Origin of the sequence: Spirulina sp. CCY15215, from assembly GCF_016888125.1 — a bacterium.
Classification (GTDB): domain Bacteria; phylum Cyanobacteriota; class Cyanobacteriia; order Cyanobacteriales; family Spirulinaceae; genus CCY15215.
In genome coordinates, this window is record NZ_JACSWA010000582.1 from 63,388 (window position 1) to 82,796 (window position 19,409).

The window sequence follows — 19,409 nt, forward strand, 5'->3', positions numbered from 1 at the left end:
TTCAAAGTTAGAAGCCAATAATTTCAATAATTTACTTGTGAATTTACTACTGATGACATAATTACAAGCCTTTGCCATATTTTCCCAACATTTCAATAGAAGAGATTTATTGTAAATATTTTGGGGAATAGGGTGCATTTTTTTCCCTTAAAGATGAGCTAGAGGTAAATTTTCGTGATTTCTATTTCACTGCCTGTTAAGAAAGAAAGCTGGGCGACGATGAGCTTCGCTTCTACCCTTTATTTATGTCCAGTCCTGGATATTTTGTTAGCAAAAATTCCGGACCAGTGGCGGCCAGAAATTCGCTTAGGACTGCAAGAAGCGCTTGTGAATGCGGCCAAACATGGAAACAATCTCGATCCCAGTAAACAAGTTTCCGTACAGTTTTCCGTAACAGATAATCTCTATACTTGGATTATTACCGATCAAGGAATAGGATTTAAACCCAATTATTCCTGTTCCAATGCGCCTGAAGATTTATTACCTCCAGAAGAATCGGAAAGAGGTCGAGGTTTATGTTTACTGCACCAGATTTTTGATCGAGTTCATTGGAATCAGCAAGGGACTCAATTGAGGTTATCTAAAAGAGTCAAACGCGAACAAACTATCTGGCGTTGACTCTTTTTTAATGATTATATTTTGCTTATTTTCCGTGAGTTGGACAAGGTGGGGCAGAAATTGAGCGATCTAACCAAGCAGTTGCCTGTTTGAGATTGACGATCGCATCTTCTTTGCGATCGCTAAGGAGAAAAACCATTGCCGCAGCCGCATTTTGACCCGCTTGTGCCTTACGATTGGCTTTGAGGCGATGCCAGTCGTTAGGGGCAATAGCGAGGCGATCGGCAAGGGCTTGGGCGAGTTCTAAGGTAGAAAAGTCTTGGAGAAGTTCTGCTTTGTTGGTTGTGATGACTTCTGGCATGAGATTTTTGGTAATGATAAAGATAAAATAGTCCTTTCTACCTAGTTTAAGATGTCTGCTGAGGAAGAACGCCAATTTGAGCAAGAATTTGAAAATGCCCTCATTGAGGCTGAAGAAACTTTAGCCAAGTTGCGACAGCGTTATAGTCAAGTTAAAGGCGATCGCCAAGAATTAGCTAGACTCCAGCAAAGAATGCGAGAACTCAACCGAGGAAAGCGCAAGCCCCGCAAACGCCATCCTCTATACCCAGAACTTGCCGAAATAGCAACTCAAATTGAATTACTCGAACTGAATTTAGAAAGTCATCTTTTTCGTTGGGGACAATTGAAAGAACCGTTTTGGATGGCAGTTCGCTTTGGAGGTTTGGGGGTTTTACTGGGTTTGTTTTTGCGATCGGTAATTAATTCTCAGTAAAACAGTGCTTGTTGATTTTTAGAAAAGTTGGTTGCGAAGCCATTGTTTTAATTCATCACATTGATTGATTTATATGGATTAAATTATACGCGATCGAGCGATCGCATTTTCTTTTACCCATTCCCGTGTAATAATTCGGGTTTAACTCGTTCTAAGAAAGAAATCACCATAACCATAAAAGCCCCTTCGATCGCCGCTAAAAAGAGATGAGAGATCAGGAAAGCTAAAATTGCAGCTTGTTCGACGGGACTATCGAGATCGGCAGGAATATTAAAAGCAACGATCGCCGAAAATAATAAAGCCGCTAATGCTGTCCCGCTAAACCCAGTTATAAAGGCGAGAATTTTTCTTCCCACAGGATTTTCTCCGGTTAGCGGTTTACCTAAAGTAAAGAAATGATGCGATGCGATCGCAGGTAGTCCAAAAATAAGAGAATTTATTCCTAAAGTCGATAAGCCTCCATGTTGAAACATAATTGCTTGAAAAAAGAGGCCAATAAGAATAGCAGGAAATGAATAATATCCTAAAATAGCGCCCATTAAACCGCAGAGAACTAAATGAACGCTGGTGGGAGGAATAGGAATATGAATCAAAGAAGCCACAAAAAAAGCTGCTGTAAGTAACGAGGCTTTTGGTATATTTTCAGTAGAATTTTTATCGCGCTGAATTTGACGTAGAGAATACCAAGTTAATCCTCCCATTAATCCATAGCCACTTAAACAAACAATATTCGGTAATAAACCATCAGGTACGTGCATTAGTTTTCGTCCTTTTTTTACCAGAAAAATAAAGAGCAGTGCCAATAAATCCCCAAACTCCCATAATAGCCATGACTGCTTTTTGTAGGGGACTATAAACACCTTGAGATGACCATTGTTGCGGTGTGTTAACTAATTCTGTCCGATCGCTAATGGGAATTGTTGTAATTTTGCCATGACCGGACTGGCGAACTTTAATATCCCAATTTCCCACAAGAGAGCGATCGGGAACGAATAAAAAGTAACCATTTTCATCAGTATTTCCGGTTAACCAAGGGGTTTCAGAATCCTGCGGCGAATAGACAGTGACGCGAGCATTTTTCAGGGGTTCACCACTATCATAATTCGCTTGAATTTGCATGGCTTCAACAGGACGATATTTTAGATCAGTGCCGTGAGAAAATGCAGGCAGAGCCGATCCCGATACAGCTATTGTTAATAAAAAAAGCCAATATTTCATAAATTTTCAGAAATGCTAATTTTTAGGTTTGATTAGTCATTATTCATCTTTTTACAATGTCCTTCACCAACATGGCCTAATCCCGCGATCGCCTTTTCTAAAGTTTGGTAAGTTGCCGGATCGAGGTTTTCTTTTAGTGTAGCGAGATCGACGGTAATTTTGCCATCTTTAGCGAAAGGAATAAAAGGATCGAAACCAATCGAGTCTGTGTTAATTGCATCATCGGTAGGGGCTTCTGCATCGCCAAAAATATGATCGAAATGGAATGTTGTTTCCATTTCTGCGGTTGCTGAATCCTTAACAATTCCTTTACGTTCATCGCCGACAAATTCACCACAAGAATAATTTAATTCTTTATCAAAAGCGATCGCAAATTCAAGGATTTTTCCCTCTTTTTCCGCTTTTCCTTTCAGCAAAATTGCTTGATCTTCACTCTCTCCATTGTCAGATTGAACAACTTTCCAAGCAAGGGCATTATACATTCCAGTAGGGGCTTTAACTTCGGTAATGACAAGGGGATCTGCGTTTATATCACCTTCTGCAAGATCGATAATTTTGTCACCTTCTAAAAGAAAAACTTTGGTTTTGCTGGCGATCGCCTTATCTGAGTCAGGATTGTAAGGAGGATCGGTTTGATAAGCGATTACATCAGCTAAGGTGACAAAAACATTATCAAAGGTGATTTGCCAGCCATCTTTTGTTATGAAACCCTGACGCACAAAATCTTCGCCATTAGCGACAAGTTTTAATATTCCTGTCTCATCTGTCGCCGCAGTTTCTACAGTTGTTTCTGAGGTATTTGCTGGTTGAGAAGACTCGGGACTTGCACACCCAGAAAGGGCGATCGGAGTTATGAAAACTAAACTAACTAACGAAATAAAAGATTTTTTAGCAAACATTCCAGAATATCCAATGGGTAATGGGTTCTTTATTATTGTTCTGGTTTTGCTCATACAATGCAATCCCCCTAGAGGGTATTTAGGGAGAAATTTACAGATTAATTTTAAGTTTAGGAATGAGAAAGGGTAAATTAACTCACCGATGTAGCAATTTCATTCAATGCTTGTTGATATTCTGCATCAGACATGGGAAAATAATGCCATTTAATTTGATTTTCCATATAAGATACACCTTTACCAAAAATTGTTTTGGCAATGATAACGTGAGGTTTTCCTGAAGTTGTTTCTAAATTGTTTATTGTTTGAACAATTTCGGCGCGATCGTGTCCATTTATTTCTTTTACATTCCATCCCATTGCTTGCCAGCGATCGCGCATTGGGGAAAGATTTAAAACGTCTTGGGTATAACCAATTGCTTGCTGTCCATTGAGGTCTATAATAGCAATTAAATTAGATAGTTTATGATGTGCGGCGAACATTATTGCCTCCCAAAGCGACCCTTCATTGCACTCTGCATCGCTGATCAAAACAAAGATACGTCGGGAAGAATTGTCTAATTTTGCAGCTAATGCGGCACCAACTCCTAAAGATAAGCCCTGTCCTAAAGAACCGGTAGAGAAGTCAATTCCTGTTAATTCATGTTCGGGATGAACTCCTAATAAACTCCCGTTAGCACAATAAGTATTCAATTGTTCTTCGCTTATCCATCCTTTTAAAAATAATGCTGCATAAATGGCAAGAACTGCATGACCTTTGGAGAGAATAAAGCGATCGCGATCGCCATCATCGGGAGAGGGAATATTGAGAATATTTCCGTATAATACAGCAACAAGATCGGCAATAGATAAGGCAGACCCAATATGACCTACATGGGCGCGTTTTGATTGTTCGAGAATGATTTTTGCGATCGCATTTCCGTTCATCGTTTATTCCTCTTCTTTTTGCTGTTTATACCAATTTACCATTTTTTTAAACCCTTCTTCAAAGGTATAGTATGGAGTCCAACCCAATTCAGATTGAATCTTACGATTATCTGCCACCCAAACATTAGTATCCCATTGGCGATTGGGCATCGATCCCCATTCTGGTTTTGCCTTAATTTTGAGAACTTTACGGGCTATTTCTATGACATCTTGTAGGGTTGTTTGTTTTCCCGTTCCCACATTATAGACTGCACCTAATTCACCAGTATCCATCATCGCCGCTAATAAATATGCTTCAATAACATCATCAATATACACATAATCGCGAGCAATTTTAGGATTAACTAATGGGGGTAATTCTCCTTTTAAACCTTGTGCGATTAATGTTGGCATTAAGCGAGTCGGTTCTTCATAAGCACCATAAACAGAATAGAGGCGCAAGGTGGGAATACGAAGGTTTTGATTTTGGGCAATGTAGCGACAAAATAAGGTCGCTGAGGCTTTAGTTATGGCGTAATAACTGTTGGGTTCTAACCATTCAGTTTCCGTGGGAGGATAGTCCTTATAACCGTATTCTGAGGACGATCCAGTATTGACAAATACCTCAAAATCTGTTCTTATACAGGCTTGTAAAAGATTAACTGTACCGATGATATTCGTGTTGATAATTTCTTGAAGATTATTTTGAGAAGAATAGGCACCATGTACGGCTAAATGAAAAATGCGATCGGGTTTGATGCGATCGACACGCTGTATTAAAGCATCTTCATCTTCTAAATTTACGGTATGAAGTCGGAGATCGGTTTTGATATCTTGGATGCGCCAAGATTGATAATTAGGACGGACAAAAAGATGAATTTCATGTCCTTGTTTTAGGAGTCTCCTTGTTAAATTTGCTCCGACAAAACCTGTTCCACCAGTAATTAGAATTTTACTCATTATTATAATTTAATACTTTTGCAGGACAATTTCAAGATACTTTTCTTGACTTATTTATAATTTTTTCTGACAAGTTCTTTGCAGAATTTGCCGATTGCGATGATACACCTCCAATACGCCAGTATTGGGATCATCTAATGTTGCACCCCACACCACATATTGATAATTTCCATTGATAAATTTATAAACAGCAATTCCTTCTTGGTTTTGCACCAAACCATCATCTAAACTTAAATTTCCTTTGGGACTTTGCGATCGATAAAGATAAGTATTGAAAAAACGAGATTGCCAAATTTCAATCTCATATTCACCACATTGGAAAATAAAGAGTAAATCAGCAGTAGAATCAGCAAAACTCGGTTTCATAAGAACCGTTGTGAGTCCCATTGATAAAGCAAAAGCCACAGAAATAAATTTTAATTTGTTATTCATGTAATTCCCTCAAATTTAATGATTATGTTGATTTTACATTATTTTACTCAATAAGCGATCGCTATTCCGATTCTTTTCTTTCTGAAGTTTGCTGCTGAAAGAAATTCTGCCCCAAACTGAAGGCAGTCGCTAAAAAACTTAACAGTGAATTGGCTGCTGTTTCTTGTCCATCTGTGGTAATAATTGTTGTTTTTTGTTCTTGTGGGGCGGGAAGATTTTCGGCAATTTCTGGTAATTTAGCAATCAGTTGTGCTTGAATATTCGCTTCAGAAAGATCGTTTTCAATATTACGTCGTTGTTGTTCTAAAGCTAATTCTCGTTCTGTTTCGGCAATATTGTCAAGGTGACGCATTTGAGCTATTTCTAATTCGGTAGAGACAGTAGCGCGGGTTTGTTGTGCTTGAATTGCTTCTAATTGCATTTGTTGGCGCACATTTTCAATTTCTGCTGTTAAGCGACGCTGCTCTAATTCTAACCCTTGTAGGGCGAGTTCTAATTGTGCTTCATTGCGAACTCGTGCGGTGGTATTTTCTTCAGTAATCTGCTGACGGGAAGCATTTTCTGCAAGTTGTTGACGGCGATTTTCTTCGGTATATTCGCGATCGTATTTTGCTCGTTCTTTTGTTGCTTGTAATTGTTCTAATTGACTTTGCACATTTAATTCTGCGGTTTGGCTTGCGAGTCGATCTTGTCGTTCGCGATCGCCAATTTCTCCAGCATTTTCTAGTTCCGCTAAACGTGCCAGTTTATCTCGATCTGCCCGAAAAGGTGCTTGTAAATTTTCCCACAATTGGGTAGAACTAACAATAGCTTCTTTGATTTGCACGGTGACAATTTTTAAACCCAATCCTTGTGAATTTTCGGTTTCATTACTTCCTTCTGCAACGGTTCGCAAGCGATAGGTTAATTCTTCAATAATCGGTTGTTTATCGCTGAGAATCTCATCGATACTTAAGGTGGCAACTTTATCTTTAATCGCGGCTTCTGCTTGTTCTCGTAGTTGTACGTTAACAATTCCCATTGGGTCTTCGGGATCGGAAAAATCTAATTTCCAGTAAGCGGTGTCGATATCTTCAATAATCCATTGAACATAAGCCTGTACTAAAATTCCTTGCCGTTCTAAACAAATACATCTGGCATTAATTAGAATAGTTTGAACGGCAGAAGGAATCACTAAAAAAGCATCGCTTAAAGGATTAAAACGAAAAGAAATCCCTCTTCCAATATGAACAGGGCGATCGCGTCCCCTGCGGGTGTGAACGACATAAACATTGGGAGGAACAATAACGCTTTTCCACCACCAAAAACCAACAATTCGATAATCTACAGCCCTATGTTTATCTTCTCGAGGTACGGGCATTTGTCGAACGGCTGCACCTGCGGCCACGGCTTTCGGTACAGAAATGGATGCTTGGGATCGAGGACGACTTTTTTTAAGTTGGCGATCGACCTCTTCCTGTTCTTCAAGAACTTGTTGGAGATAAGTATTTTCAACCTTTTTTTTGTCCATTTTTTCTCTTGATTAGAGGGAATGGTAGTTTGTGCAGGGACGATCGATATCTTAACTAATTTTAACTAATTTTAACCGAGAAAATCGTGATAGTTAAACACCTCCAAATATTGCCGAGTTCGCAAGCGAATTTCTTCTATTTCTTCAGTTGATAATTCTTTCGCTGTGGCTAAGTTCGCTTCTGGGGTCGCTTTGCGAATGGTTCCCCAAGGATAAACTTCCTCTAAAGGTTTACCATTCCAACTCGGTATTTTTAAGGAATCTGCCCGTTCTAATCCCAATTTTTCACAAACTTTTCCCAAGGTATTATAAGGGTCTTGCATAACATCTTCTGCCCGAACAATATGCAGGCGATCGCGGTACTTTTCTTGATACAACAAAGCATAATATTGATTCAGCGTCCATCCTAACATATAATCAGCCAAAGAATGGGGGACGGGTCGTTTTTTCGTATCGGCATAAGCAGACCAAGGATTGCGGACAACATGAAGAACATGGGCATTAGGAAAGTCTTCTAAAATCTTCGGTGCATCAACAACAAAAATAGGACTATATCCTACATAAAACTGCTCTTTTCCTGTGCGGTTATAATCTTTCCAAGCATCAAAAGTAGATTTAAAGAAAGCGGCGACATTATTGGCACGCGATCGCCCAGTTTCTGCGATATACTTCTGATAAATTTCGCAGCGTTCATCGTCGTTAAAATCAAACTCTATATGACGAAATTTGCTCACGTGGGGCGTTCTGGCTCTGACTTTTCCTTCTTCATCAATAATTGCCTTATAATCTTGATAGGATGTTGCATCGAGAGAAAAAACAGGGTAGCGATATTTAACGGGAAAAATAGAACTCATGCGATCGCTAACCAATTTTGTGCCAATTTGCGACTCAAAGGGATAGACAAACATTTGCGGGTGTCCATCGAGAAAACGGTGGGTTGTATTACCACCATTTTCGTACATTGCGCCTAACATTAAAAATTTGAAATCTTGCATTTTTTGGTAATGGGTAATGGGTAATGGGTAATGGGTAATGGGGCAGTTTTAATCGGTGATAAAGGAATAAAATAAACGGGTATCGCGATCGCGATCGCAGTCCTCTCCAACCAGGAAAGGAAACCCGGAACTAAACTGACAGTTTACCCAGTCAAGGGCGAAAATTTGATTACCATAAGGGAAAATTAAACTGCCTAAAATGTTTCCCGATCGTACATCGACAGCGTGCAAACTGCAAATACTTTTTTCCACGTCCAAACCAGGGGCATATTGACGAAAGCGAGGAATAACGCGAGATGTTCCCACAAAGGCAATATTCTCATAAAAACATAGTCCTCTCGTCCATCCAGGTAAGGTGGAAATAGGAGCAAATTTACCATCTTCTACAATGCCTAATTCTCCATAGCCACTATTATCTACCCAAAGTTTATTCTTGCATAATCTGGCGGAATGAGGGCGTGTTAAACCCCGTACAATGGGTTCTCTAGTTTTACCTGAAAAGATAACTCCTCGTCCATCAACGGGAAAATCTGGATGTCCTGGACGTAATGTAGAAACTTCTGCACAAGAGGCAGAAAAATAGGAAGTTTCGAGGGTTTCTCCGACAGCGATAGAGTTTAGTTGAATATGATTTTGTCCGAATATGGGTTCTCCCTCTTTTTCAATACAATGAGGATGCCAAACGCGCCGATACGTGCCATCATTTTTGAGTAAGGCGATCGCATTCTGTCCGACGGCATTGGCATATAAATTTCCCCCAATGATTGCCAAATCGTGAATGTATAAACATCCAGGATAAAAACGCGATCGCACGGGAATTAGAGGGCGATCTTCTCGTTTTTCTTCGGGTATATCCAACCGAGAAATTGTATCCCTAACGGGCATTAAATCATAGATTTGGTTAGGATTGCGGGTACTGGCAATATGAACAATACCGCGATCGCGATCGACGGTTAAACCGGAAGGATGAGGCATTCTAGTATAAGTAATCCTTGGTTTTCCTGCTTTTACTTGCATTCCCATTAATAAATGCTCATATTCTCGCGTTATTAATAGGGTAATACTGCACCGTTCTAAAACATCCCACCAATCGCCTCTCGCTTCATATTCTAATAGTTTGGGATCGGTTTCATTAGCTTCTTGCCATTGAGAGGTAATTTGCTTATGATCTCGCCATTCTTGATGATGCTGTTCCCAAATTTCGGCTAATTCTATAGTTTGTTTTTTCATCTTTCTTTCTTCCCTTTTTTCTGTTGCCAAATTTGCCATGCCCCCCAATATAACTTAAATGCAGACTTTAAATTGGTCGTCGATCGCCCGCTATGACGAGAAGTTGAAAAAATCGGTACTTCTAGGACAGGATAACCTTCTTGGCGACAAATAATATTAAATTCTGCGTCAATTAAATCGTCATCGCGAGTTAATTGGAGTAGGCGATCGCACTGTCGGGGAAATATTTTTGGAGTTCCGTTAATATCCCAATAAGAAAGATCGAACAAAGTACGACATTCTAAGTTATACAATAACGACCCCAAACGACGAAACCAATTATCGCGTATTTTACGATTGGCTTTAATAATAACTTGAGGATAAACTACTGCATATAATAATAATAATGTCAAGTCTTTAGCGCTGGTTCTGGCAGAATTAGTATAACAAATTAAATCCCCTTTAGCCGCAGTAATTCCTAATTTTACTGCCAGTCCCCAACCCCCTTCTTTACTGTAAACAATGCGAACCGATGGATATTCTTTAGCTAATGCTTGACAAACTTCCAAGGAGCGATCGCGGCAATTATTCACCACTAAAATGAGTTCGTGAGGGTGTTGAATTTTCTCTAATGCTTCTTCATATTCTTGCACGATCGCGCCAATATGATCGGCTTGATTATAAACAGGAAGAATAATTGAAATTAATATTTTATCCATTAATAATTAGCAGGTGAATTAAGCAATCGTTATAATTTGGGTTAATCTCTTTAAAATTCGCAAAACTTCATATAAATCCCCAGAATTTCGGATTCCAAATAATCGAGATGTTGCATATTGCGGTACATTAGTTTTCAATAATTTGACAAATAAAAAGCTCCCTCCCGTTGTCACCATACCATAAGTCGGTTTTTCTGGATGGGGATTTGCCAGCATATAAACCAGCAATTGTGGTAAACCTTCCTCTGTTGAAAAAGCAAATTTTTTCGATTCAATCACCATAACCCAAAATCGTTCTTTTAGCACTAAACTATCAATGCGTCCTCGCACTAGAACATCTTCATCTTCAATCGCAATATCAATTGATTTTTCTGATTTTACATAAAATGGATCGAGAAAAAACCCTCCAATAAACAAAATTGGATCTAAAATTGCCATTTTCACCACACCTTCTAACATGGGAGGATATTCCAGTAAATTAAAATATCCCTCCTGTACTTGGTCGAGAAGTTGCTTCTGTAAGTTGGTAATCTCAGGAAGGTTTTCTTGCCATTCTCGGAAGAAATTCTCATCTCTATTGAAATGAATACCAAAATTATCGATCGCATAGCGCATATCGACATTTTGAGCTTGAATAGTTTGTACCATTTTAAATTTCTCCTTTTTAATATTGGGATAAATTCAAACTAAATCCGGGTAGCACATTCTCCCCTGATAATATTGCAGAAAGATTTTTAATTTCTTGTTCTTTTCCTTGGCAATAAATTTCGACTTGCTGTTGTTGGGGATTGATTAACCATCCTAATTTTACCCCTGAATCTATGTATTCTTGCATCTTCGATCGCAATAATTCTAAACTATCGGTTGCCGATCTTAATTCAATGATAAAATCGGGAGCAATAGGAGGAAATTTGCGTCTTTGTTCGGGAGTGAGTGCTTCCCAACGTTCTTTCTCAACCCACGCAGCATCAGGAGAACGATCTGAACCATTGGGTAATTTGAATATTGTTGAAGAACTAAAGGTGTAACCGAGATTGGTTTGACGATTCCAGATCACTAAATCGGCAATTAAATTGGACTCTCGATTGCCACTTTCTCCGCCAACTGGTGACATAATAATTAATTCTCCTTTAGCTGTTCGTTCAAAGTTTAGTTCGCGGTTATTTTGACAGATGTGATAAAATTGCTCGTCGGATAGGCGAACGGCTTCCAAGTTTAATGTTAAGGTATTCATCACTAATACTTGAGTTCAATAATACCCTGTATTATATCATAATTATATCATCAAGCTATTGATTTACGTTAATTTTATTTATCTTTTCTGAAGTGCTATTTTTGCACTTTGCACGAGATATTCTACAGATAATCTATGTAAAGAAAGTAAATAATTTCGATTTCCCGATATGCTAGTGGGTTTATTTTTGATTCCACAACGAAGTAAGCGACAGTTTAATTTTTCTTCAGCTATTACTTCCGCTACAAAAGAACCCAAACCGCCAGTAATATAATGTTCTTCTACTGCGATCGCAACTTTAAACCTCGGTAATATCTTCACAAGGTCTTCTACTGGAGAAGGATTAAAACTCGAAACGATCATCACTTGACTGGAAATTCCTTCATCTTGTAACGTTTCCATTGCTTGACTCACTTCTCGAGTAATATTGCCCATCGTAATAAACAAAAAATCTGTCCCCTCACCAATTAATTGAGTTTGTCCTAAAACAAAATTGCCATTTAATCCTGCAATTGTATTAATATCATCTTTCCCTAAGCGAAAATAAATAGGTTCCGGTAAATCCCAAGTTTGCAATAAAGCCGATCGCGCTTGTTGATAATCTGCGGGAACAATTGTTGTTATACCAGGCTGAATTCGCATCACTCCCACATCTTCTAAAGCATGGTGAGTCGTCCCCGCATGACCGTATTCAAAACCGCCGCCAATACCCAAAATTCTCACGGGAAACTGATGTAAAATGGCACCATTACGAATAAACTCATAAGGTCGCAAAACGGCAAACGTGGCGATAGAATAGAGAAAAGGAATAAAACCCGCTTCTGCTAAACCCGTCGCCAACCCCACCATATTCTGTTCCGCGACTCCAACATTAAAAAAGCGATCGGGGAATTTCTCCGCAAACGGTTCAATAACTGTATAACCGAGATCGCCAGTTAATAAGACAATGCGGCGATCGCTTTCTGCTAATTCGACAAGGGTGTTAATAAAGGTTTTTCTCATGGCGATGATTGCAAGTGTTCCTTAACGAGACGAAACTGTTTTATTTTAATCCAATTCTGTGTATTGCGATCGGGAGAGGTAGATTCGTTATTATGCAAATTAATTGGCTCAAAACGCAAGGCTGTTAGTTTTTCTACCCGATCGCGTTCTAGAAGTTTAAGATCGTAACTATAACAATGTTCTGCCTCATCTGGCATTAAGGGAACATGAATAACTTGTTTGTGTGGAAAGTCTAATTGTCCGGAAAGTCGATAGCTAATACTGCTCATTCGCGGTTGAATGGTTTCCGAAGCCGCAATACAGAAGTAAAAATGACTATAGTTGATTAAGGGGAGTGGAACTTTTAAATCATATTCCCAACTTCCGGGTTGTTCTTCTGAAATATGGGTCACTATTGATTCATTTTCTGGAAAAAGGTTTAAATTAGAAAGTTTTCCAAGTCGGGTTTGTGGGATAGGAAACTGGAAATCATTGGCATGGGTAGAGATAAATTGAGGATTCAAGTCAGTATTAGATGGAGCAATAACTGGAGCAATAAAAGGGGTTTTAGCTGTTTTAGATCGATCCAAAAGTAGTTTAATCTGAGGATAACGAAAAACTCCTACCTGCTCGGGTAAATCAGATTGGATACTAAACTGTAAGATAATCGTTTGTCCTGCATATTCGCTTAGAGGAATTTGTATGGGTATCCAACGGAAATTGGCTAAAGATTGGGAGAATAAGGGAATAGTTTGTCCTCTCTCATCTTTTAAGGAAAGAGTAGCATCAAGAGCATGAGATTTGTTATTTTGACCTGGTGCGATCGCTGTTTTTAAAATTGCCGATTGAGTAGTGGGAGGAATAGTTATTTTCCAAGTAATAATATTCCCTGTAGGAATGATAGCATTGAGATGTCGGTAATCGGAAAAAGGAAGAGGATTTTTTCCGCGATTAGAACTCCAGTAAACAGGTTGAGAATCTTGAAATCGTTCGATCTGTACCGTATTTAAAACAAAATCTCCTTGTAAGGTTCGAGTTTGCCGATGTGAAAATACTGTTAAACGATGGCGATGTAAAGGTTCTGCGATGCTTTGCATTCTCTCAAAATCTCCTCGTCCAAACATACTAAAAGGATAGTGTTCGCAATAGGTTGGAGAACTTTGATATTGTCGCAAACAGGATGCTGATACTGGAGTTATAGCATAAAGCCAAGAACCTTTATCTTCTATGGTTGTTAGTCCTGAAATGGCATATAGAAATGTTAATATTGCCAAGGTCAAGAATATCCATTGTTTTTTAAAACGATCGATCTTCACAATCGTACTATCTTGATTATACAAGCAGTAGGTTAAACCAATAAACCCTAACCAAAAGGTTATTAAAGTGGGAGAATACCATGAAACTAATCCATTGCGAACACTACTAATTTGCCAAGAATTAAATAGCCCAAAGTTCACTAACATTAATGATGGAGTTGCCGCTTTCCATAAACCTTGTTGGTTAATTAAAAATAATTTAACACCCAAGAAAATAATACCAGTAATTGAGACAGCTAAAATACCAATTTCAATTAACTGTTCTCCATTTGTAAAGGGATAGCCTATTGCTTTGATAAAAACAATAGCATTCAGAAACATGAATTCTTTTGTAGAATTTTTAGACTCGATTAAGATAAAGTAAGCATAAGGCATTATGCCAATAATAGTAAAAAATAACGACAAAAGATAATATTTTAGTTTATTATAATTTAGTGTTATGAGTCCTAATAAAAAAGTTGGAAAGCAGATTAGACCTGCTCCCCAAGACCATGCTGAAATTATTGCACCAATAGCACCAACTATTACACCTAACCAACTATTCGCAAATCTAGTTATGCCCCAAATCCCCAATCCTAGTCCAAATAGTGTTGCACCAACGGGAATAGAAATATCGTCAGAAGTAAATATATCTATAGTCATTGGCGAAAAAAGAAAACTACTTAAAAATAAGAGGAGAAGTCCATTTTTCCAAGAATCAGGTAGATTAAAGGTTATTGCTTTATAAATTAAAATGGCAAACGATACTACTAAAAATAGTCCTGTATAAAGCTCCCAATAAATATTCCATTCACTGATCGAGACAATAAATATTCTGGATAAAAAATGAGTAATGTATAGATGGCCGCCTGCCCAAAAACTGTCCTGAAATAAATTGCTCCAATTGTATTGATTGGTCAAGACGCGATCGATAAAGGAAATGTATTCAGTGACGTGATTAGAAGGATTATTTGCACCAGTTGTCGCAATGACATGAAAAATTCTTATAATAGGCAGTATTGCTAGAATAAAAAAGAATAGCTTTACATGAGTAAAACTATTCTTTTTCGATTTTTGATTCCCGTATTTGAATTGCATTGTTTTTGTAATACCTTTTGAGAACAAAAGTAATTATTTAAAGGATTGACCAAAAAAGCATAACATGAAAATATTTTTTTATGTCAGTTTTTAGACTCAGGACAATATAGCATAATACAAATGCTATTTTTATTTCCCGATCGCCTTATGGAAAATGCCAAACTCCCCAATTTTTTTATCGGTGTTGACGGTGGTGCAACAAAAACTATTGTCCGCGTTGAGGACGAAAACGGCAATCTTTTAGGAGAAGGCAAAAGCGGCACCTCTAATATTCGTCTCTCGGTAGAGAATACATGGACATCGATTCACACTGCCCTCGAACAAGCCCTTCTACCCACGGGAATTATCTTAAATGCCCGCGCAGGCAATTTCTTTTGTTGTGCTGGGTTAGCGGGGACTCAGGTACCTTCTGCTTGTGAGGAATTTCTTGCCCAACCCCATCCTTTTCGCAAGTTGGTTCTTGAGTCTGATGGCTATATCTCCTGTGTGGGGGCGCATGGGGGCAAAGATGGGGCGGTTATTGCCATTGGGACAGGGGTTGTCGCTTATCAAATTGACGCGGGAAAAGTTTCGCGGGTGAGTGGTTGGGGTTTTCCTCAAGGAGATGAGGGTAGCGGTGCTTGGTTGGGGTTGGAAGCAGTCCGGGCAACCTTACACTGGCAAGATGGACGTGGAGATAATTCTCCCTTAATTGAAGCAGTTTTGGCGCATTTTCAGGATGATTGGACTCAGTTTATTATTTGGGTTAACCAGGCAAAATCTACGCAATTTGCTGAACTTGCCCCTATTGTTGTCAAACAGGCGATCGCCGAAACTCCCCTCGCAGTGGAATTGCTGCAACAGGCTGCAAGGGATATCGATCGCATTGGCGAAGCATTAGCGGCAAAAACGAGTCAACCTCTTCCTTGTGCTTTGTTGGGGGGTTTAGCCCCTTTTATTGAACCGAGATTGGGGGAAAACTTGCGATCGCGCCTGGTTCCCCCACAGTACAATGCGGCAAAAGGGGCGGTTTTGCGTCTTCGTCAGTTGGTTTAAAAGAATTTTCTCGATAAGTTTTCTTTCTTCACAAAATCCTCACGATGTTTTGTTATACCTAAGACAATTCAATAACGTTGATCGCACTATATAAGATCGGCAAATAAGAGACAGCCCCCGGAATGCAAATTCTGGGGTTTGTTGGTTAAGGGGAATTGGTTTACCCGTTGGTTTAAAAGAATTTTCTCGATAAGTTTTCTTTCTTCACAAAATCCTCACGATGTTTTGTTATATCTAAGACAATTCAATAACGCCGATCGCGCTATATAAGATTGGCAAATAAGAGACAGCCCCCGGAAGTAAAAAATTCTGGGGTTTGTTGGTTTAGAGAAGTTGAACCAGAAATCATCAGAAAGAAATGGGAATGATGCAGCTTTGCTCGGTTTTTTACAAAAATTCATATTTTTGCGAAAGCAAAAATTAAGTCATAATGGGTAGAAATAGAGTGAGATATCATTTATAGTTTAAAATTAGGGAAGCGTGGTAGAGCGAATTGATGCGAAAAACATTGAGCCAATGCTCAAAAAACTCATAGATATTGCTGCAACCGTCGAACCAAATCTGTCCGATCGCCTGAAGGAAATCGATCGATGGGCTGGACAAGAGAAGGCGGGATTTCTGACAAGTCGCAAGTTTTTAATGGCGTTTCTTGCGGAAATCATTGAAGATGCACAAATATGGTTAACTTTACAAGAGAATGAAATACAATCTGCCCATGAGGAATATAATGAGGAATGCCAACAAAGACTCGCCCAAGAAATGACTCCTCCCCTCGCGTATTGGTATTCTGAACTTTTTCCCCTTTGGTTTAGGAGTAGCGATCGCAAATTTTCTCAATGGAAGAATTGTCTAAAATCTGGCAAACACAGTGCCGATGATGCAACGGAGCTTAATTTATTGGTTGAAAAAATTCAAGAGCGGGGAGGGAATGTATTATGTAGAAAGATCATTGATTTTTCCATGTCTACCGATTTAATTGTTAGCGGTCGTCAGTCCAATACCAGTTTGTGCGTTCAAATCACAAAAATGGGCGAATCAGAACAAATGCGAGAAAAAATAAAGTTATGGGAAAAGACATTAAAATGTTGGGATATTAAAAGAGGACTTTTTGTTAGCTTAGATCCTGCCAATTTCCCCGATTCTATCCAATCTGCCAGCAATTTAATTCTTTTTAATAGCGATCGCATGAAATCAGAAGGTTACAAAAGTTTTAGTTTCTAGTTCAATAGGACTTAGGCATTAACGGGCAAACTTACGCATTAACGGGCAAACTTACGCATTAACGGGCAAGATGCCCGCACTACTATCACTATAGAACACAGTAGTGGGAGCGTCTCGCTCCTTAACGGCGTAAGTTCTACTCAATTTGACTCAGTTTAAAATCATCACTTTAATTCAAAAAAAGGCAACCAAAAATATGAATTCAGGAAAACTCGACCTGCTTTTATCTTCTTTACAAAAAGTCAAAAAAATGCAGGCAGATCGTTTGAATTTAGGATCGGATTATATCGATCTCTATATTGATAACGTCGAGGGAGATTGGCTTGAAAATTGGGGGCAGCAAGCAACAGCAGCACAAAATTTATCGCAACATTTAACAGATTCAGGACAAACAAATTTAGGAGAGTGGCTGGAAGATGAAGCGATCGCGGAATGGCAAAAAGTTGAAGATATTTTTACTTCATTTCCCCAGCAAAAACTCGGGGCTTCCTCTAGCAATGTTGCCAGCAAAACGAGACTTGTCGAACGTTGTAAGCAGATCGATTTAGGAAAAGTTGCGAAAGCGCGTACTATTGTTTTAATTGTCAGCTTACGCCCTCAAAGTGATTCTACGCTAGACATTGAGATCGCCCTGCGTCCCCTGCCTCCCGATACCGAACTCCCTCAAGGGCTGAAATTGTATCTCCTCTCAGATGGCGGAAAAATCATGGAAGCGATCGCCGTTGAACAAAACAGCGAATCAATTTCTCTGACATTAGCCGGGAAATGCGGGACGCGATTCCAAATTCAGGCGATCGGGGAAGGGGTTGATATTACTGAAGATTTTGAAATTTGAGGGACTCTCCTGAAGATTGCGCCCTCTGCTGACCCCAAAATCTTGATAATTGGGAATCAATAATTGATAATTAAGAAATTGATAATCAATTATTGATAATTGTTCCATGATCCACGACATTTTCATGCCCGCGCTTAGTTCCACCATGACCGAAGGGAAAATCGTCTCTTGGGTGAAATCCCCTGGCGATAAGGTCGAAAAAGGGGAAACCGTCGTCGTGGTGGAGTCGGATAAAGCAGATATGGACGTGGAATCGTTCTATAGCGGCTATCTGGCTACCATTTTAGTTGAAGCCGGACAAGAGGCACCCGTCGGCAGTGCGATCGCCTTCGTCGCTGAAACTGAGGCCGAAATCGAACAGGCGAAACAAAAAGCCCCGACTTCCCCAAGTTCCGCCCCTGTAGCCCCATCTGCGCCCTCAACTCCCCCTACACCTACAGTTAGCGAAACCCCTACAACTGCCCCTACACCTGCTGCCAGCAACCATAATGGTAGAATTGTCGCCTCTCCCCGCGCCCGCAAATTGGCGAAAACCCTCAAGGTTGATTTGGCAACTATCCAAGGAAGCGGACCCTATGGACGCATCACAGCAGAGGATGTAGAAGTCGCAACGGGAACAGCAGCCGAGAGTACAGCCCTAACGACAACTCCGGCGGTCACAATGGTTAGCCAACCTGCCTCACCTTCCCCAAAACCCGTTCATGTTCCGGCTGCGGCGACACCAGGGGAAACCAAGCCCATGAATACGCTACAAAAGGCGGTGGTACGAAATATGCTGGCTAGTGTGGAGGTTCCCGATTTTCACGTGGGCTATACCATTACAACGGATGAGTTAGACAAACTCTACAAGCAAATTAAAGCCAAGGGTGTGACGATGACGGCATTGTTAGCAAAAGCTGTAGCGATGGCTTTACAAAAGCATCCTATTGTTAACGCTGCTTACGTGCAAGATGCGATCGCCTATCCCAGTGGAATTAATATTTCTGTTGCTGTTGCAATGCCCGATGGTGGGTTAATTACTCCCGTGTTAAAAGATGCCGATAAGCAGGATATTTATTCTCTTTCTCGGACTTGGAAAGGATTAGTCGATCGCGCCCGATCCAAACAATTACAACCGGATGAATACAATAGCGGCACTTTTACACTTTCTAATTTAGGAATGTTTGGAGTCGATCGCTTTGATGCTATTCTTCCGCCTGGACAAGGGGCAATTTTGGCGATCGGGGCTTCTCGTCCTCAAGTTGTCGCAACCCCGGAAGGATTATTAGGCGTTAAGCGTCAGATGCAGGTTAATTTAACTTGCGATCACCGGGTTATTTATGGGGCTGATGCGGCTGCATTTTTAAAGGATTTGGCAAAGTTAATTGAAACTAATGTTCAATCTTTAACAATGTAGTTGTAATGGGTACATCTCAGTTTTACAAAAATAGGGAGCAGGTGGACAAGATGCCCGCACTACAATTATCAGCTATTGTAGTGGGAGCGTCTCGCTCCCTAGCTTTATGATTATGAGACCCTAGCTTTATGATTATG

The 19,409-nt window shown here is 39.7% G+C and carries 22 protein-coding genes; 7 read left to right on the forward strand and 15 right to left on the reverse strand.

The window, feature by feature from the left end; translation table 11 throughout:
• Nucleotides 1–174 precede the first annotated feature (174 nt).
• Complete coding sequence (locus JUI58_RS21220; protein WP_204105811.1) at nt 175–618, forward strand: anti-sigma regulatory factor; 444 nt, start codon at nt 175–177, stop codon at nt 616–618.
• A gap of 25 nt (nt 619–643) precedes the next feature.
• On the opposite strand, the gene JUI58_RS21225 is transcribed toward JUI58_RS21220, so the two are convergent.
• Nucleotides 644–919, reverse strand: coding sequence for a DUF6439 family protein (locus JUI58_RS21225; protein WP_204105812.1), 276 nt, complete (start codon nt 917–919; stop codon nt 644–646).
• A gap of 51 nt (nt 920–970) precedes the next feature.
• Here JUI58_RS21225 and JUI58_RS21230 point away from each other — a divergent pair, with 51 nt between their 5' ends.
• Nucleotides 971–1,333 carry a hypothetical protein gene (locus JUI58_RS21230; protein ID WP_204105813.1) on the forward strand — a complete coding sequence of 121 codons (363 nt, stop codon included), beginning with the start codon at nt 971–973 and terminating at the stop codon, nt 1,331–1,333.
• Between the two features lie 113 nt (nt 1,334–1,446).
• On the opposite strand, the gene cbiM is transcribed toward JUI58_RS21230, so the two are convergent.
• The 14 genes from cbiM to JUI58_RS21300 form a co-directional block, all read right to left on the reverse strand.
• Nucleotides 1,447–2,091 carry a cobalt transporter CbiM gene (gene cbiM, locus JUI58_RS21235; protein ID WP_204105814.1) on the reverse strand — a complete coding sequence of 215 codons (645 nt, stop codon included), beginning with the start codon at nt 2,089–2,091 and terminating at the stop codon, nt 1,447–1,449.
• Entirely contained in the window at nt 2,078–2,551 is a 474-nt protein-coding gene (locus tag JUI58_RS21240) for a carboxypeptidase-like regulatory domain-containing protein (protein ID WP_204105815.1), read from the reverse strand. The genes cbiM and JUI58_RS21240 overlap by 14 nt, the downstream gene beginning before the upstream one ends.
• Nucleotides 2,552–2,583: 32 nt before the next feature.
• Nucleotides 2,584–3,450, reverse strand: coding sequence for a hypothetical protein (locus JUI58_RS21245; protein WP_204105816.1), 867 nt, complete (start codon nt 3,448–3,450; stop codon nt 2,584–2,586).
• A gap of 131 nt (nt 3,451–3,581) precedes the next feature.
• Nucleotides 3,582–4,373 (reverse strand): transketolase, encoded by a 792-nt coding sequence (locus tag JUI58_RS21250; protein ID WP_204105817.1) that lies wholly within the window; start codon nt 4,371–4,373, stop codon nt 3,582–3,584.
• 3 nt (nt 4,374–4,376) lie between these two features.
• Nucleotides 4,377–5,312 (reverse strand): NAD-dependent epimerase/dehydratase family protein, encoded by a 936-nt coding sequence (locus tag JUI58_RS21255; RefSeq protein ID WP_204105818.1) that lies wholly within the window; start codon nt 5,310–5,312, stop codon nt 4,377–4,379.
• 54 nt (nt 5,313–5,366) lie between these two features.
• Nucleotides 5,367–5,744, reverse strand: coding sequence for a hypothetical protein (locus tag JUI58_RS21260; protein ID WP_204105819.1), 378 nt, complete (start codon nt 5,742–5,744; stop codon nt 5,367–5,369).
• A 61-nt stretch (nt 5,745–5,805) separates the two neighbouring features.
• Nucleotides 5,806–7,254 (reverse strand): hypothetical protein, encoded by a 1,449-nt coding sequence (locus JUI58_RS21265; protein ID WP_204105820.1) that lies wholly within the window; start codon nt 7,252–7,254, stop codon nt 5,806–5,808.
• 71 nt (nt 7,255–7,325) lie between these two features.
• Nucleotides 7,326–8,249: a sulfotransferase gene (locus JUI58_RS21270; RefSeq protein ID WP_204105821.1), complete on the reverse strand. Its 924-nt coding sequence runs from the start codon at nt 8,247–8,249 to the stop codon at nt 7,326–7,328.
• Nucleotides 8,250–8,297: 48 nt separating this feature from the next.
• Nucleotides 8,298–9,479 (reverse strand): DUF4915 domain-containing protein, encoded by a 1,182-nt coding sequence (locus JUI58_RS21275; RefSeq protein ID WP_204105822.1) that lies wholly within the window; start codon nt 9,477–9,479, stop codon nt 8,298–8,300.
• The gene (locus JUI58_RS21280) at nt 9,476–10,177 is read right to left on the reverse strand and encodes a glycosyltransferase (RefSeq protein WP_204105823.1); all 702 of its coding nucleotides are present in this window, start codon (nt 10,175–10,177) and stop codon (nt 9,476–9,478) included. The genes JUI58_RS21275 and JUI58_RS21280 overlap by 4 nt, the downstream gene beginning before the upstream one ends.
• A gap of 18 nt (nt 10,178–10,195) precedes the next feature.
• On the reverse strand, nt 10,196–10,825 hold the full coding sequence (locus tag JUI58_RS21285) for a restriction endonuclease subunit R (protein WP_204105824.1): 630 nt from the start codon (nt 10,823–10,825) through the stop codon (nt 10,196–10,198).
• Between the two features lie 16 nt (nt 10,826–10,841).
• The gene (locus JUI58_RS21290; RefSeq protein WP_204105825.1) at nt 10,842–11,411 is read right to left on the reverse strand and encodes a Uma2 family endonuclease; all 570 of its coding nucleotides are present in this window, start codon (nt 11,409–11,411) and stop codon (nt 10,842–10,844) included.
• Between the two features lie 78 nt (nt 11,412–11,489).
• The gene (locus JUI58_RS21295; RefSeq protein ID WP_204105826.1) at nt 11,490–12,413 is read right to left on the reverse strand and encodes a transketolase C-terminal domain-containing protein; all 924 of its coding nucleotides are present in this window, start codon (nt 12,411–12,413) and stop codon (nt 11,490–11,492) included.
• A complete protein-coding gene (locus JUI58_RS21300) occupies nt 12,410–14,083 on the reverse strand; it encodes a hypothetical protein (RefSeq protein ID WP_204105827.1) in 1,674 nt (557 codons plus the stop codon). The genes JUI58_RS21295 and JUI58_RS21300 overlap by 4 nt, the downstream gene beginning before the upstream one ends.
• Nucleotides 14,084–14,147: 64 nt before the next feature.
• On the opposite strand from JUI58_RS21300, the gene JUI58_RS21305 reads away from it, so the two are divergent.
• The 5 genes from JUI58_RS21305 (at nt 14,148) to JUI58_RS21325 (ending at nt 19,272) form a co-directional block, all read left to right on the forward strand.
• Nucleotides 14,148–14,435 (forward strand): hypothetical protein, encoded by a 288-nt coding sequence (locus tag JUI58_RS21305; protein ID WP_204105828.1) that lies wholly within the window; start codon nt 14,148–14,150, stop codon nt 14,433–14,435.
• Nucleotides 14,436–14,905: 470 nt separating this feature from the next.
• Nucleotides 14,906–15,820 (forward strand): BadF/BadG/BcrA/BcrD ATPase family protein, encoded by a 915-nt coding sequence (locus JUI58_RS21310; RefSeq protein ID WP_204105829.1) that lies wholly within the window; start codon nt 14,906–14,908, stop codon nt 15,818–15,820.
• A 480-nt stretch (nt 15,821–16,300) separates the two neighbouring features.
• Nucleotides 16,301–17,041, forward strand: coding sequence for a hypothetical protein (locus JUI58_RS21315; RefSeq protein ID WP_204105830.1), 741 nt, complete (start codon nt 16,301–16,303; stop codon nt 17,039–17,041).
• 196 nt (nt 17,042–17,237) lie between these two features.
• A complete protein-coding gene (locus tag JUI58_RS21320; protein ID WP_204105831.1) occupies nt 17,238–17,876 on the forward strand; it encodes a DUF1822 family protein in 639 nt (212 codons plus the stop codon).
• Between the two features lie 106 nt (nt 17,877–17,982).
• The gene (locus JUI58_RS21325) at nt 17,983–19,272 is read left to right on the forward strand and encodes a dihydrolipoamide acetyltransferase family protein (protein ID WP_204105832.1); all 1,290 of its coding nucleotides are present in this window, start codon (nt 17,983–17,985) and stop codon (nt 19,270–19,272) included.
• The last annotated feature ends 137 nt before the right edge of the window (nt 19,273–19,409 follow it).

Excerpts from the sequence above, each read along its gene's own strand:
- JUI58_RS21225 (WP_204105812.1), bottom strand. The coding sequence starts at position 919 with ATGCCAGAAGTCATCACAACCAACAAAGCAGAACTTCTCCAAGACTTT.
- JUI58_RS21230 (WP_204105813.1), top strand. The coding sequence starts at position 971 with ATGTCTGCTGAGGAAGAACGCCAATTTGAGCAAGAATTTGAAAATGCC.
- cbiM (WP_204105814.1), bottom strand. The coding sequence starts at position 2,091 with ATGCACGTACCTGATGGTTTATTACCGAATATTGTTTGTTTAAGTGGC.
- JUI58_RS21240 (WP_204105815.1), bottom strand. The coding sequence starts at position 2,551 with ATGAAATATTGGCTTTTTTTATTAACAATAGCTGTATCGGGATCGGCT.
- JUI58_RS21245 (WP_204105816.1), bottom strand. The coding sequence starts at position 3,450 with ATGTTTGCTAAAAAATCTTTTATTTCGTTAGTTAGTTTAGTTTTCATA.
- JUI58_RS21250 (WP_204105817.1), bottom strand. The coding sequence starts at position 4,373 with ATGAACGGAAATGCGATCGCAAAAATCATTCTCGAACAATCAAAACGC.
- JUI58_RS21255 (WP_204105818.1), bottom strand. The coding sequence starts at position 5,312 with ATGAGTAAAATTCTAATTACTGGTGGAACAGGTTTTGTCGGAGCAAAT.
- JUI58_RS21260 (WP_204105819.1), bottom strand. The coding sequence starts at position 5,744 with ATGAATAACAAATTAAAATTTATTTCTGTGGCTTTTGCTTTATCAATG.
- JUI58_RS21265 (WP_204105820.1), bottom strand. The coding sequence starts at position 7,254 with ATGGACAAAAAAAAGGTTGAAAATACTTATCTCCAACAAGTTCTTGAA.
- JUI58_RS21270 (WP_204105821.1), bottom strand. The coding sequence starts at position 8,249 with ATGCAAGATTTCAAATTTTTAATGTTAGGCGCAATGTACGAAAATGGT.
- JUI58_RS21275 (WP_204105822.1), bottom strand. The coding sequence starts at position 9,479 with ATGAAAAAACAAACTATAGAATTAGCCGAAATTTGGGAACAGCATCAT.
- JUI58_RS21280 (WP_204105823.1), bottom strand. The coding sequence starts at position 10,177 with ATGGATAAAATATTAATTTCAATTATTCTTCCTGTTTATAATCAAGCC.
- JUI58_RS21285 (WP_204105824.1), bottom strand. The coding sequence starts at position 10,825 with ATGGTACAAACTATTCAAGCTCAAAATGTCGATATGCGCTATGCGATC.
- JUI58_RS21290 (WP_204105825.1), bottom strand. The coding sequence starts at position 11,411 with ATGAATACCTTAACATTAAACTTGGAAGCCGTTCGCCTATCCGACGAG.
- JUI58_RS21295 (WP_204105826.1), bottom strand. The coding sequence starts at position 12,413 with ATGAGAAAAACCTTTATTAACACCCTTGTCGAATTAGCAGAAAGCGAT.
- JUI58_RS21300 (WP_204105827.1), bottom strand. The coding sequence starts at position 14,083 with ATGCCTTATGCTTACTTTATCTTAATCGAGTCTAAAAATTCTACAAAA.
- JUI58_RS21305 (WP_204105828.1), top strand. The coding sequence starts at position 14,148 with ATGAGTCCTAATAAAAAAGTTGGAAAGCAGATTAGACCTGCTCCCCAA.
- JUI58_RS21310 (WP_204105829.1), top strand. The coding sequence starts at position 14,906 with ATGCTATTTTTATTTCCCGATCGCCTTATGGAAAATGCCAAACTCCCC.
- JUI58_RS21320 (WP_204105831.1), top strand. The coding sequence starts at position 17,238 with ATGAATTCAGGAAAACTCGACCTGCTTTTATCTTCTTTACAAAAAGTC.
- JUI58_RS21325 (WP_204105832.1), top strand. The coding sequence starts at position 17,983 with ATGATCCACGACATTTTCATGCCCGCGCTTAGTTCCACCATGACCGAA.